Below are 14,496 nucleotides of genomic sequence, written 5' to 3'. Positions count from 1 at the left end.
CACCGCATTTTTTGGTGGTGACGACATTATCACACCAATATAACTATCAGGAGAACGATTAGCGAGTTCGATTTCATCTTCTTTTTCCAGTATTGCGATTTGTCTGTTGAATGAATCTTCAATCGAAGTTCGGTACTGCTCCATTAACTGTAAAATTACCCGCTTTTTAAACATTACTGGTTGATAATAATTAAATTGATTTTTCAATAACGGGTTGATCGTTTGGATCATGTTTTCTGCTCGTTGTTCATAGATTTTCGTTGCTTTATCTAAATCGTCAAAACCATCGATTAATTCTTCTGCTAAATTCACTTCTTCTGCGGTTAATGGTATTTCGTTAATCATATGCAGGTGCGATACCCGTTGCGAGTTGAGCTCTTCGGCGATACCGAAGGTGTCTTCTAATACGACCCCGCAAGAAATAGCCCTGTCACCTTTGTATAATCGGTTAACATGACTGGCAAATCGGTGTTTTTGCTCTGCAAAACTTTTAAATGGATGGGCCGATTTAAAATGCGCCAGACCTTGCTCTCCAAAACGAAACTCGAGCACTTTGCTTTTATCATTATCATCATGTTCATGACTATAACCAAAAATATCTTTAAACGGCACCGCTCGGTTACCGGTTGCCTCAGACGGTGAGTCTTTGAGTTTTTGTATATCAATTTTGGTAAAACGCGATAACACTTGGCTATCTTGTTCTTTGAGATAATCGTCGAGGGTCTTTTTGGGCCAAGGTTGTGAAGAATAAGCCACCCACGCTTGCGTAAAGCGCTTATCATCAAGATGAATAAACGAGGCTGGAATGGTGTGACAGGCATCTTTACACGCCTTTGATAATGGTCTTGGCTGGGTATGGGGCAGTTCGTGGGCGTCTTTTAAACGTAGTGCCCCATCAATGCATTCATATGCGTCAATTATTCGGCTCTCAATATCATCACCTTGTTGTTGCATCACATAGACATAACCGTTACGCAAAGTGCGAAATACATAGTCATAATATTCTAAGGGAGCTTCTGGCATGCGATGTTTAAAATCTAACGTTTTAGCATAATTTGCCAGTTCTTGATAAGTGCGGTTAACCTGTTTAATTTTATTGAATTTTGTTTTTATCACGGCTTGACGCAATAAAAAGACCGGTAATCCTGTTCGCTCACAGGCAGGGCAACGACCGGCGGCTTCGTTTTTATATTGTATCGCGATGTTGGCTATTTTTTGCATCTTACGCTCTTTAATGCTTGTCTTATTTGTTATTCATTAATAGAAAGTGATGGGCTTTCAAGGTTAATATGGGCGTCAATAACCTGTTTTGACAATGTGCTCGGCACTTTTTGCGCTTTGGCAATTTGTTCAAGCACGTTAGGATGCTGAGTAAAAGCAGTTTGGTACCTTAAGCCATTTAATCCCCAAAATAAGATATCGGTAGCCTCAGTTAAACCTAATTGATACGCTTGCTCAACCAGTTGCGTTGAGTGCAAAATGACTTGGTTATGGAATGGCAAATTTTTTTGCTCATCAAATTGCGTTCGATTATTTGCCCATGCCTTAACAAGGGTTCGAATCATTCTCAGTTTTTTTAAGCGCTGACAATACTGAGTACTCCAACGGTCTGGCGTTTCCAGTTCACTATCGGCCGTGAAACGAATAAACTGCCCAGCCTGAATGGACGGATAATAATAGTTTTCAATTTGAGCAAATTGCGATTTTAGCCATGCGGTGTCTTGGTCGGTAGCTACTTCGTGAAAAAATTGCATGCGAAACGGTTCAAAGAAAGGATAATAAGGCTGTTGCAATATTTTAGCGATGTTATTACCTATAGTTATCAGCTGTTTTGCCAATATCGCCGGTTTAAGGGGGCTAACAATATAAGCGCAAATATAACGCTTTGACCAAAAACATTCGATTTCAGCCTGTTTACCAATTTCATCCAGGATGGGACTGTCTAAAAACTCATGGGGCTCTGCCAGTTTAATCAGTGTCGGGCATATGCTTGGATCATAATCTAAATCGGTACGTAATACCTGAGTGAGTTTCTGTTCACCAAATAGTTTGTCTTCACCAAATTGATTCACTAATGAGTCGTGTGATAATGGGTTTATTGAATTAAGTGCCACTAAATTATCGACTAGTAAATAGCGATAGTTGTTAAAGTTATTTTGATTATTTAATTCAGTAATCATTTTCAATCCGTTTCTGCGCAGCGTTTTACATTCAGTTCACTTGATGTTAATTGAATGGTTCTGGTTTGGCTCGCCGGTCCCATCTTTTGCTGTACATTACATTTAAGATAGATATTATCCTGTGTACCCAGTTCAATGCCTTCACTGCTGATTTTGATATAAGAGCCACCACAAATGAGGGTAATGTTATCTTTGGCGGTAATGGTCACCTTGCCATCCACACTATCCACTTTGATATCTTGCTTGGCAGCCATGTTGAGGTTGGCATTTTGGGCTTGCAGGTCAATATCACCTTGGTTGGCAAACAGTTTCATGCCTGATTTTTGGGCAAATAAGCCAATAGCCTCGCCCGATGAAACAGTGACGTTGTTTAAAGCGTTAATATCAGTTTGATGTTCGCTGGTTAAGGTGAGGCTGTTAGCTGTTGTCAGTTGGATGTTTTCAGGGCTGGTTAAGGCAATGCCTTCTTGCGCATAGGCCAGTAGGCCACTTTGGGTTAGCTGAGTTAAGTTGGCTTTAAGTTGGTCTTGGCTGTCGGTATCTGCGCTGTGCGCCTCGGACTGGGTAGCGGCATTTTGTAGGGCTTTGGCAATGGATAAGGCATTTTCAATTTGGCTTATTGCCGCTTGCATATCGAGCTGTTTACCTTGCGCTTTGGGCTGGGTTTGCGTGGTTAGGTATAAGCCTTTGTTGGCGGCAATTGCGCCCCATTCATCAGTGCGCAGTTCAAAGCCTTCACCGCGGGGTTGTTTTTTTTCGTTAACTAAGTGACCGATATTAAGTTGGGTTTTGCCGTATTCGGTAGCCAGTTTAATATGCTCTTGCCCGCGTTTATCATCCATGCGCAGTTTGTTATTAGCCGGCGTGCGAATCACATTGCGGTGTTTGTTAATGGTGGTAACATGGTCGGGGTGAGCACTGTCATGCATCGCATGAGCGATATACGGCCTATCGGGATTGCCCTGCATAAAGGCGATGGCTACTTCAGTGCCGTCAATTAACGGGAAGTGAAAGCCATAGGTGTTACCCGCATACGGTTTGGCTAAGCGTACCCATAAGCTTTCCGTGCCATTTTTCCACTCTTTTAAATCAAAGTTAAATTTAACCCGATAGCGCCCTTGCGGGTCAATATAGCCATAGGTGTCATGATTAGGACTGGTGACACGGGCAGGTAAAGTGCCACTGACTTGTGGCCAGCGTATAGGCGCAGGGCGATAGGGTTTTAAGGCTTGATAGGGAATAGCGGTAAAGGTGAGTGCATAGGCATCAGTGCGGTTACCTTGCCCCTGTACCGTTAAAATGATGATACCGTCATTAATATCTGCTAGCGAGCTGCCGTTGAGGTTAATCCATTGACCGGGGGCAAGGTGATAGCGGTTACTCTTACCTTTGAGGATAATTTTCTGGCTAATCGCCTGTTCATGGCGAATACGGGCATACCATTGACCGCTTTCAATCTGATTTTCGTCATGCGTATTATTCTCATTAGGGTTATTGCCGTTATCACGATTATCATCACCACGAGTGTGTGGATTTTTCTGTCCGTTGCTATCTAAGCCTTGATAGTGCTCGGCATAGCGGTAGTCGCTGCCATAGGTGGTGAGGTCTTTGGGTTGGGTGTTAACTTCCCCCTGTAAATCAGCGAGGGCATCACGGTAGTGATAGTCTTGTACCTTGACTGAGGAGACCACCACTTCACTATGCAAGGTGATATCCCACACACTTTCAACGCCACTATCCGCCATGCCACTGGGCGGTTTATCGTCGATATCATCCACCTGCGCATAGCCTTGCTCATAATCACTTAGCACCATCACATCACAGTGGTGCTCAGCATGCGTTTCAAAGCGAAACCAGATACCGACATCAGCCAATAAGCGTTGAATAAATTCAAGGTCACTCTCTTGCCACTGCGTGATAAACTCCCGCTCAGGATAGCTCTCTTTTAACTCTAGACGGTAATCAATGCCCGTTAAACCATGACTGCGCAGCACTTCTTCAACTACACTCACCACGCTTTGCTGTTGAAATATGGCACTATGTTGCCCCACAGCCAGCCGTGCTAAACACGAGGATAACACCACCTGATAATGGGCTTCCTCTTTATTGACGGATAACTGACTAAACTCGGTAATCACCCCATGTAAGGTGCGCTTATCATTCACCGACGGTAAGTCACTTAACGATGAGATTGTTGACATTAAGCTTTGATGCGGTTGTTGGATAACAGGATTAAAAGAGAATGTGGCTTTTTGATTAAGCACGGAATCAATAGCTAACGCTTTGTCAGCGCTGGTAAACGTCATCACATAACGCCAAGGCTGATTTAACTGCTCATCACTCTCAACATGTAAAACCGACAACGGCGAGCGCAGCCCTTCAACGGTTAAACTATAGCGATTATGGCTGACGCCCCCTAAACCCGTCACTAAGCCGTCAACCCATCCTTCACCTAATTGACCGATTAAGTGATTATGCTCTCTCGCCATACTGTTTTCCCTTATATTTTTTTATTTAACCTTGCCGTTATTTATATTAGTTTTTATTTTTCATTACTTATTTTATCTTTTACTGCTTGTTTTTTGCTGTTCTCTTTTTTTCCTCTTTTTGATGTCTTTTGGGTGGTTGTTTTTGCAACTTTTGTTGTTTCTATTAATTTAGTTTCCGTTATAGCCTTTTTAGCTTTTGTTTGCGTAACCTTATTTTGATTTGTTGCCCACTCAAGTACAATGCCGTCTTTTTCGTTAAAGTCGAGTTGTAACGTTAATGTTTGATTGTTGTGATTGTTAACCCGTTGTAATAGCTGGTTAGATATCACAGGTAAGATTTGTTGATTTAAAATACTATCAATATTACGTGCACCTGTATCTGGCAATAAACACGCAGAGACTAAGGTATCGTAAAATTTTTCACCCACATTAAACACAATTTTGTAGTGTTTTTGTAATCGGCTTGCGACTTTATTTAATTTCATTTCAACAATTTTGCGCAGTGCAACATCGTTTAAAGGTTTATAAATGACTGTTTGAAAACGCGCTAATAATGCTGGTTGAAAGTGTTCGCGTATAATAGGGCGCAATAATTCTTGCTGTGTTGCAATATCAACATTTGGCATTTCATCAAATAATGCCATTAATTCATCGCTGCCTAGGTTAGAAGTCATTAATATTAAGGTATTACGAAAATCAATTTCACGTCCTTCACCATCCCGCATAAAACCACGATCGAATACTTGGTAAAATAGATTCAATACATCACGATGTGCTTTTTCGACTTCATCCAATAAAACAACGCTATATGGACGTTTACGGACAGCTTCTGTCAATATACCACCCTGACCATAACCCACATATCCAGGTGGTGAACCTTTGAGTTGTGATACGGTATGGGCTTCTTGATACTCTGACATATTAATGGTGATAAGTGATTGTTCACCACCAAAGAGTGTATCAGCTAAAGCTAATGCTGTTTCGGTTTTACCTACACCAGATGGTCCAACTAATAAAAAAACACCCATTGGTGCATCTTCCGATGTCAGCCCTGTTTTTGCAGCACGAATCCGTTTTGCTATTTCAAATAATGCATTATCTTGACCTACTACACGCTGATGCAAAACATCTTCAAGCATTAGTAAATGGCTTTGCTCATCTTTTAATAAACTTTCTAGTGGTACACCTGTCCAATCAGAAATAACTGACGAAACGGTACGACTATCAACATCTAACGAGAGTAAAGGCGTACTGCCTTGTAGTGCAATGAGTTGTTGTTGTGTTTCTACCAATTGTTTTCGTATTTTTTTATCCGTTTTTAAAGTCAATTGTTTGCGTAGCTCAACCAATTTTTCAACAAGTTCTTTTTCTTTTTCAAATTGTGTTTGTTGGATGGTGAGTTTATTTTGTAATTCATTAAGTTGCAGATCGATTTCAGTTATACGATCGGGTAATAAATTTTCACCAAGCGCTAAATCTGCTTGTATAGCTTCTTTTTCTATCAAGAGTGCGCCGATTTTGGCTTCAAGTTGAGTAATTATATCAGGAATAGTGTCAAGCCCCATTCGTACGCGTGCAGATGCAGTGTCTAATAGATCAACCGCTTTGTCTGGAAGCTGGCGTCCACTGATATAACGTCGAGAGAGCGATACAGCTGTTTTGACCGCTTCATCTAATATATGAACCCCATGGTGTTTGGCATAACGTGATTTTAATCCACGTAGCATAAGGCAGGCTCTTTCATCATCGGGTTCATCAACTTTAACAATCTGAAAACGGCGCTCTAGCGCAGCATCTTTTTCAAAATATTGTTTATACTCAGACCATGTTGTAGCTGCAATAGTTCGTAGTTCTCCTCTAGCTAGAGCAGGTTTTAATAAATTTGCTGCATCTGCTCCACCAGCGGAATTTCCAGCACCAATAATAGTGTGTGCCTCATCAATAAAAAGTAGTATTGGAGTCGATGATTGTTGAACAGCCTCAATCACATTTTTTAATCTTTGTTCAAATTCACCTTTGACGCCAGCACCCGCCTGTAGTAAACCAAGATCAAGCGTTAATATACTGACATTTTTTAGGTTTTTAGGTACGTTTCCTTCTGCAATACGCAGTGCCATTCCTTCAACTAATGCAGATTTACCTACACCGGGTTCACCCACTAAGATTGGATTGTTTTTACGGCGGCGAGATAAAATATCAATCATCTGCCTTATTTCATTATCACGACCAAACACAGGATCAATTTTCCCTGTTTTCGCTTTTTCGGTAATATCTTCAGTAAATCGACTAAGGGCTGCTTGATAATATTTTTGCTGCACGGCTTGTTGTTGGTTATTTTCAGTATTAGCTGTTTGCGAATCCTGGTTAGTATCAATTTTTAAATGTTCTGTATTATCGATATCATTATTTGAATGATAGCGGTACTGATTTATTGGGTTTTCGTCCGAAATTTTATCTAATTTGGTACGCATTTTTTGTAATGAAACAACGGATAAACTAAGCAGTTGCCACGCATCTTGTGCTTTTAAGCAATGAGGCATTTCTTGTAAGACTTGCAAAATATGTATCGAACGAATAACTTCTTCATGATCTTCAAGTGAGGCCTTGAGCCATGCTGACTGTAATACCGCAATCAATAATGACGATAAACTTGGTTTTGTATTAATCGTATGTGGTAATGTGTCTAAATAATTTAACAACCCTTGCCAAACTTTATCCATATCTAACTGATAATGCCTTGCAATAAATGTAATATCACCTGATCCTTGCTCTAATAATTTTAATAACCAATGTTCAAGTGTAATTTCGCTATGTGCTCTCGTTTGGCATAATTCAGCTGCCGCTTCAAGTGCTTTTGCACAATATGGATTAAGTCGCCTTAATAAAACAGAAGGATCGGCAATCATTACTATTCCTTTAATTATGTTATTGTTTATCAAAATATGTTGATTCTGTTATAACAACAGAATCAACAAAAATCACATTAGCCTCTACTTTCTACCCAGCTATCTGAATGGATGATGTTGCCATCTTTATAAGTCCAAGTGATTTTTTCATAACGTAATTCAATACGCTCTAAATGATTGTATTGTTCTTTTGTTGGATCCTTAACGTTGTGCATTTCAGGTTTAACAGAAACGACTTTTACGCCATCCATTAATGTATTGAAATATTCAACTTCTTGTCCTGCATCATTAATTTTGTACCATTTGATTTCAACAGACTTTAGGTTTTGACCTGTAGTTACTGCTTTGTAAAGGTAAGGTGATGAGGCATCAACTTCTTTAACAAATTCAAGTGCTTTGTGAACACGTGTTCCTGTTAATTTACCTGTATTACCATCTGTTGGAATGTAGACTTTGTGATCAAACTCAACCACTTCAACACTACCTTCACGCCCTACTACTGTCACAGAACCTTTAATTTCTGCACCACCATCGTCTTTTAAAAACATGTACGCTGGAACTGCCATTATTTCTACTCCTTTTTTGTTTTTGTTTAAAATATTTAGTTTTCATTTGCCAAAATACAATTTGACATTTGAGGAACTAAACTAATTTCTACTCGTCGGTTTTTTGCACGATCCTCTAAGGTATCGTTGCTAACTAACGGTTTTTTTGCTCCATACCCTTGTATAGCAAAACAGGTTTCAGGGATGTCACTGGTTTTTATAATCCAGTTACGTACCGCTGTTGCACGATCAAGTGATAATTGAATATTTTTATCTTTATCGCCCGTTGAGTCGGTATGCCCTGCAATTAAAATAAGCCACCCTGTGTTGTGATTAGCATTTATCTGTTTTTTCATCTCAACTAAAGCGTTAATTAACACCTTGGTTGAATCTGATTTTAAGCTTGATTGACCACTTTCAAATAATGCTAAACTATCTAAACGAATCACAGGTGGGGGTTCTTTTGTGATAATTTCTTTTTCTTTGATAATAATTTTTTCTGGTTCTGGTGGTTTAGCCACATAATCACTCATAGACATATTTAATGGCTCAAGTAATTGTTGCCCGTGATAAAGCCCCATTCCAAAACGAACAGGTTCTCCTTGAGCTAAATATTCATTTAACATTGATCTATCTTCTTTGAGTTGTTCTAATGCTTGTCGCTTTTCTTCATAACTGTCCATCGATATCAAACGATAATGTTGAATATCATTTTGTATTTTTTCGGAAAGTTTAATATTGTTCCCAAACGATGCGCCCAAACATCCTATAATAAATAAAGATGTGATCGTGATTAAGCCACAAATCATCAAGCAAATAGGTGAAAAAGGGTAAGCTATTGGCATAAATTTAATTAAGGCATCTGGCGGGCTTACGTTATCTTCGATTTTATGATTATTGGGAAGAGATAAAGTCGTGATACTTTCCCATCTTTTTTGTATGATATTGTCGTTCACAATAGATTGATTTATGGGATAAATCGCCATTGCTGTCGGTTCACATTTTGCAATAGGTTGTTTTGTGTCAACTAATGTCGTTAATATGACAGTTTCAATCCAAGATTGTGTTTCGTTTAAAAATGGTATTAATCGTAATCGTCTTTCTCTTTCGTGAGTGGGTATTTTTATATCATTAACCCAACTATCTAGTGGTGATAAATAGCTATCAAGTAAGAATAATTTGTGATCGACTAATTGAAACCAATGAACAGGTAATGAATTTTGTTCATCATAAATCAAATTATTTAGACCAATATGCGTCGATATGTATACAGGTAGTTGATATTTTGCAATTCGACATGTGTCTACCCATGATTGACGAAATGCTTGCAATTTAGCAATGAATATTCCTTGTTTGTCCTCAAGTTCAGGTACTAATGCAAGAAATATTCCAACTCGCCCTGTCATATCTGGCCATTTTGCGGTTAATGAATCATAAACGATAGGTAAGTGAGAATACTCATCAATATAGATCCAAATAGCTTCGGATGATACAACAATATTCGATTCCGCTAGTGATAAATCTTCGGGAAAAAAGTCTTTTGCTGCACTGCCTACGACCAATAAAATAGGTAAACGATAACGTTGTTTTGCAGGTAATAAATCAAGTTTTTGGGTTAAAAATTCTATATTTGTTGTTGATGATGCAAGCATTCGTCGATAGTTTTTCATCCGCCATAGTAATCCACCCGCAACAACTAAGACTAAAAAAGCACCTATAATCTTCCAACCAATGGTTATTGGTAAAAAAACAAATAGTAATAATAGACTTAATATGACAGCATAAATAATTTGGATTCGTTTAGGGTAATCGCTCATAAATTTCCCTTAACCTACAATTTTTTTAATCAACATATCAAGTCGATAATCTAATACAAAGTAAAGAACAATAACTGAGAGAACTGATAATACCGTGCAAGATAACAACAACGTTTTGCGACCTAAATAACGATAAGTCTTAGTTTGTTCAATAATAGGATGAGATTGTTCTGGTTCATATTCTCGTACAGCTTCACGCAGTGCTAAAACCAAATGTTCTCGCTCCATCTGAGGTTTATCAAGGTAACATCCTTGAAAGCCAAGCCCTAGCACTCTGTCAAAGCAACTTAATACAATTGGATCTTTTTTATCCGCTTTTAAGCGTGTACGAATTTTTTCAAATAAATGATAACCCGCATTATGTGTATTAAAAAAGATCACTTGTAGTGGTGCACCCAACCATTCATCATAGTCTTGGTTTTTGGGGTTATCCCGATGGCAGAGTAATACTGTTTCATCTAATAATGCGCATAATGCATAGCTAATATCATCAATCACATCTTGGCTATATTGTGCGTTATATAATGTATCACGGACAGCCGTCACTTGTTGTTTACAAAGTTCATATAATTTATGCCCTGATGGAATATCTGCTTTCACTTTTAGTTGTACAACAACCAATATCGAATCTCGTAATAATTCATCAATGACTATTGTTTTTGGTTCTATACTCATAATCTTGACCCTATGATCGCAAAACCGCGAAAAGTTCTAATGAAATATCTGGCATTGCTCGTGGTACATAAAATTCACAACATCGCGTGAGCAACATATTTTTGGCAGCATCATGTGATAGATCCAGTGCAAAATATTGGTTTTCTAAACGTATCGGTATTGCCGCAGGAACATGGCTAAGTGCTTTTATTGGGATCCCTGATAACGCTGAATGTATAATTTGCCTTACATCATCTGGCGCACCTGCTTTACATAATATTGGAAATTGTGATTGTAATTGGTGACCCGGCATACTTGAACGTACAGAAAGATAAAAGTCTGCATCTTCGACAAGACGAGAGTCATTTAAGCGACCAGTCCATAATGTGTCTTTGTCATGAACCAAATCAATTTTAATCACACGAGATGGTAAACTTTCTTCTAACAAGTTGCGCACTAACCCAAATAATGGCGGAAAAACTTCATTAAGGTTGGTATGTTGATAAGCGGGAATGTTATCTACGTCATTTGTTAATGAAAATGTTAACAATGCACCCGTTAATGCCGTTAATGTTTGATAAAGGTTTTCAGGATGAATAGTTGGATTATCACGTAAAAACTTGAGTTGAGGCTCAAATGTGTTTAGTGCATTTAAAAGCCAAAATAGAGATACATCGGCTATCGCAAATTCAGCCATTTGATCATTACGTTCATGTCGCATTCCCATTAAACGCTGACGTTTAGCCTGCATTTGAATACATAAGAGCTCCAACTCTTTGATTAATGATCCACTTTGAGTAAATAAATTAATGAGGGGTGGAAGATAATCAAGATCAAGAACAAAACGACCATTTAGATCACGTTTAAGACATGCAATTGGGCATGTTAAATAATCACTATGATCTTCAAAATCAAATAAAAAAGTTAGTGCATAACGTTCAACAGCGATCGTCTCAGCATTTTGTCCAAACAAATCTGTTACATCTACCCATTCTTGCCTATAACGAAGCGGTCTTTCAATTTGTTGATTGTCTTGTAAACAATTACCCCCATTGGCCTGTAGCAATGGAATACCAACAAATACGGTAACGTCTTCACGTTCAGGTGGAATGTCTGTATTTAGTGTTCTAGCTTTTGGTAACGTATCTGCAGTGTCAGTGTTAATTAATACTCCATCACGAAAGCGAATACTAATTGATTCTGCCTGTAAGCGATCTATTGCCAATGCTTGTGTATCAATAACTAACTTTTCAATACCCCAAGGATTAGCTACTGCCATAGCAGCTAATTTTTGAGAGGAAAATTGTTGCCATAAAGCTTGTTGTTGAAATTGTTGAGGCGTCAGAAAGACGCCTTCATTCCATAAAGGACGAAAAATTTTCATGAATCCTACTCCCAGATTTTTTTGATATTAAGCTTTAGCTTTTGGCATCTGTGATACCATCGATAAATTAATATCCATTCCTTCAATCTGGAAATGTGGGATTAAAAATGTTTTAACACGGAAAAATCCTGGATTATCTTCAATATCTTCAACGATTACTTTTGCTTCTCGTAATGGGTGAGATGCTTGAACTTCATCACTTGGATCGGTCATTTCAGTGACAAGATTGCTGATCCATTTATTTAACTCAAGCTCAAGTACTCTACGATCTTTTGTTGTTCCAATATTTTCCCGTTGAATCACTTTTAAATAATGAGCGATACGTGATAGCAAGAAGATATATGGTAAACGAGAATTAATACGGCTATTTGCAGTCGCTTCTTTTGTATCATATAACGCTGGTTTTTGTGCTGAATTTGCAGAAAAGAAACAAGCGTAATCTCTATTTTTATAAAAAGAGAGGGGGATAAAACCTAAATTAGCAAATTCAAATTCACGTGTTTCAGGAATAAGAACTTCCGTTGGGATCTTGACTTGATTACCTGTACCTAAATCGTAGAGATGAATAGGTAAATCTTCGACTAGACCTCCAGCTTGAGGACCTCGAATTTGTACACACCAACCATTACGAATAAAACTTTGTACCATATTAGCGGCAAAAGCATATGAAGCATTTGCCCATAAATAACGGCTATGTTCAATGCCTTTAACATCTTCAATGTAGTTAAAACTACGAACGGGGACTGTATCTGGACCATAAGGTAAACGTGCTAATACTCTTGGTAATGTTAATCCAACATAACGTGAATCATCAGTTTCACGGAAACTATTCCATTTAGTATACTCCGCACGATCAAAGTAATTACCAATATCTTTGATTGCCGCGACTTCTTCCATCGTCTCTTTACCAAAGAATTTTGGACCAACTGAACTGACAAATGGCATATGTGCCGCTGCTGCTACTTTTGAAACATTACGTAACAAAGCAATATCTTGAGGACTACGATCGAATTCATAATTTGAAATAGTCACTCCGATTGGCTCTCCACCTGGCGTATCATATTCTTGAATATAAGTGTGTCGGTAAAAACCTGTTTGACTAATCTCTGGTGCGTCTTCAAAATCTTGGCGAAGCTCTTCTTTTGAAGCGTCTAATAACTCAATTTTTACATTACGTCGAAAATCTGTACGATCGACTAGAAATTTTAAACCTCGCCACGTTGCTTCAATTTCTTGAAAAGTTTCGTTATGCATAATTGCATCTAATTGTCGACTTAGTTTTTGGTCGATTTGGCTAATATGGTAATCCAATAAATGTTTATCTAGCTTTTCAACTTTTTGAGATGAGCTTTGAATCAACTTGAGCAAAATATCAACAGCCATCGTAACCCGTTCATCTTGTGAGGCCTCAAATAAGACTTCATTGTCTTCGTATTTATCTATCTCTCCTGTTTTTTGAATCGGGTTTAAATTTATTTTATTAAATAAAGATTGATAAACACTGCCATTATCTTCTAAAACAGTTTTATTTGCATTTTTTTGTTCTTTTTGTTCGCTCATCGCTTTTTCCTTATTGCTTATCAATAACGATATAATTTATTTCGAAAGTAACTGAGGTAATTTGTTAAAAACACTTATTTGGTGTTTTCAGTCACAATTGATTCTAATTCAGCTCGGAGCTCATCAGATAATTGTTCATCTTTTACTATTTTCTCTAGTTCGTAACGAAATGTAGCGTTATCTAGTAAGTTAGATTTCAAATCTCTTAATAGATTACGCATAGCAAGCAAAGAACGAAGTTGGGGAATGTTTCTTGCGACTTGTTCTGGTTTAAAATCATTCATTGATTCAAAAGCGAGATCTACACTAATATCACTACCATCATCAGCAATAGTATTCGGTACACTAATTTTGGCTGTAGGTCTGAATTCTTTTAATACAGCATCAAAATTATTTTTATTGATGGATACTTTTTCTTTTTCTGAAAGAGGACGTTTATCTTTGCCACGACCATAATCACCAATAGATAAAATTTTTAATGGTAATTCAACTTTCTTTTGAGCCCCACCAGTATGAAGATCTAGTTGAATATTGACACGAGCAGGGGGAACTTCGTTTTGATAACTATTTGACATATTCTATTCCTTATATAACCGATTATTATATGTAATCTAAAAAGATAAACATTTTAGCATAATAAATTACTTTATTTTTTCAAAAATTACAATAAAATTCAAAATATTATAAGCACTTAAAAAATAAGACATTATTACTTTAGATATCCAGTTTATTGGTTCTAGTGAAAGTTGCCCTCGTCAAATCACTGCTCATCATAAATGTGTTTATGGTATTTAATGCTATATGGAGTTAACGTCTGAAGTAGTTGAATTATTGACTGCCCTCGAAAAAAGAGCTTAAACAAGCAGCAAATTACCGCTTTGTTAATACGCTTGATAAGCCTCACTATCATGATTACACTGTAATGAATCAAAAATTTTTGCTTTTCTCAACAAGTTGAGCG

Annotated in this window: 10 protein-coding genes; all 10 read right to left on the bottom strand. The window is 37.8% G+C overall.

Features of this window, described 5'->3' with window-relative positions:
* A partial coding sequence (locus A9G22_RS00555) for a toxin VasX (protein ID WP_141669923.1) occupies window positions 1–1,221 on the bottom strand: 1,221 nt, incomplete at its 3' end.
* Window positions 1,222–1,250: 29 nt separating this feature from the next.
* Window positions 1,251–2,180 carry a hypothetical protein gene (locus A9G22_RS00550; RefSeq protein WP_075508124.1) on the bottom strand — a complete coding sequence of 310 codons (930 nt, stop codon included), beginning with the start codon at window positions 2,178–2,180 and terminating at the stop codon, window positions 1,251–1,253.
* A gap of 2 nt (window positions 2,181–2,182) precedes the next feature.
* Complete coding sequence (locus A9G22_RS00545; protein WP_075508123.1) at window positions 2,183–4,669, bottom strand: type VI secretion system Vgr family protein; 2,487 nt, start codon at window positions 4,667–4,669, stop codon at window positions 2,183–2,185.
* A gap of 53 nt (window positions 4,670–4,722) precedes the next feature.
* Window positions 4,723–7,575 (bottom strand): type VI secretion system ATPase TssH, encoded by a 2,853-nt coding sequence (tssH, locus tag A9G22_RS00540; RefSeq protein WP_075508122.1) that lies wholly within the window; start codon window positions 7,573–7,575, stop codon window positions 4,723–4,725.
* Between the two features lie 77 nt (window positions 7,576–7,652).
* Window positions 7,653–8,141 carry an Hcp family type VI secretion system effector gene (locus tag A9G22_RS00535; protein ID WP_065587668.1) on the bottom strand — a complete coding sequence of 163 codons (489 nt, stop codon included), beginning with the start codon at window positions 8,139–8,141 and terminating at the stop codon, window positions 7,653–7,655.
* A gap of 35 nt (window positions 8,142–8,176) precedes the next feature.
* Window positions 8,177–9,937 (bottom strand): OmpA family protein, encoded by a 1,761-nt coding sequence (locus A9G22_RS00530; protein WP_075508121.1) that lies wholly within the window; start codon window positions 9,935–9,937, stop codon window positions 8,177–8,179.
* A gap of 9 nt (window positions 9,938–9,946) precedes the next feature.
* The gene (gene tssL / locus A9G22_RS00525; RefSeq protein WP_075508120.1) at window positions 9,947–10,612 is read right to left on the bottom strand and encodes a type VI secretion system protein TssL, short form; all 666 of its coding nucleotides are present in this window, start codon (window positions 10,610–10,612) and stop codon (window positions 9,947–9,949) included.
* Window positions 10,613–10,622: 10 nt separating this feature from the next.
* Window positions 10,623–11,975 carry a type VI secretion system baseplate subunit TssK gene (tssK, locus tag A9G22_RS00520; protein WP_065587665.1) on the bottom strand — a complete coding sequence of 451 codons (1,353 nt, stop codon included), beginning with the start codon at window positions 11,973–11,975 and terminating at the stop codon, window positions 10,623–10,625.
* A 27-nt stretch (window positions 11,976–12,002) separates the two neighbouring features.
* Complete coding sequence (gene tssC, locus A9G22_RS00515; RefSeq protein WP_065587664.1) at window positions 12,003–13,535, bottom strand: type VI secretion system contractile sheath large subunit; 1,533 nt, start codon at window positions 13,533–13,535, stop codon at window positions 12,003–12,005.
* Between the two features lie 74 nt (window positions 13,536–13,609).
* The gene (gene tssB / locus A9G22_RS00510; protein WP_065587663.1) at window positions 13,610–14,110 is read right to left on the bottom strand and encodes a type VI secretion system contractile sheath small subunit; all 501 of its coding nucleotides are present in this window, start codon (window positions 14,108–14,110) and stop codon (window positions 13,610–13,612) included.
* Between the last annotated feature and the right edge of the window lie 386 nt (window positions 14,111–14,496).

The organism is Gilliamella sp. App2-1 (genome assembly GCF_001690255.1).
Taxonomy (GTDB): domain Bacteria; phylum Pseudomonadota; class Gammaproteobacteria; order Enterobacterales; family Orbaceae; genus Gilliamella; species Gilliamella apicola_G.
The sequence above is the reverse complement of the archived record's forward strand: the minus strand, read 5'-3'. Positions and strand labels throughout refer to the sequence as shown.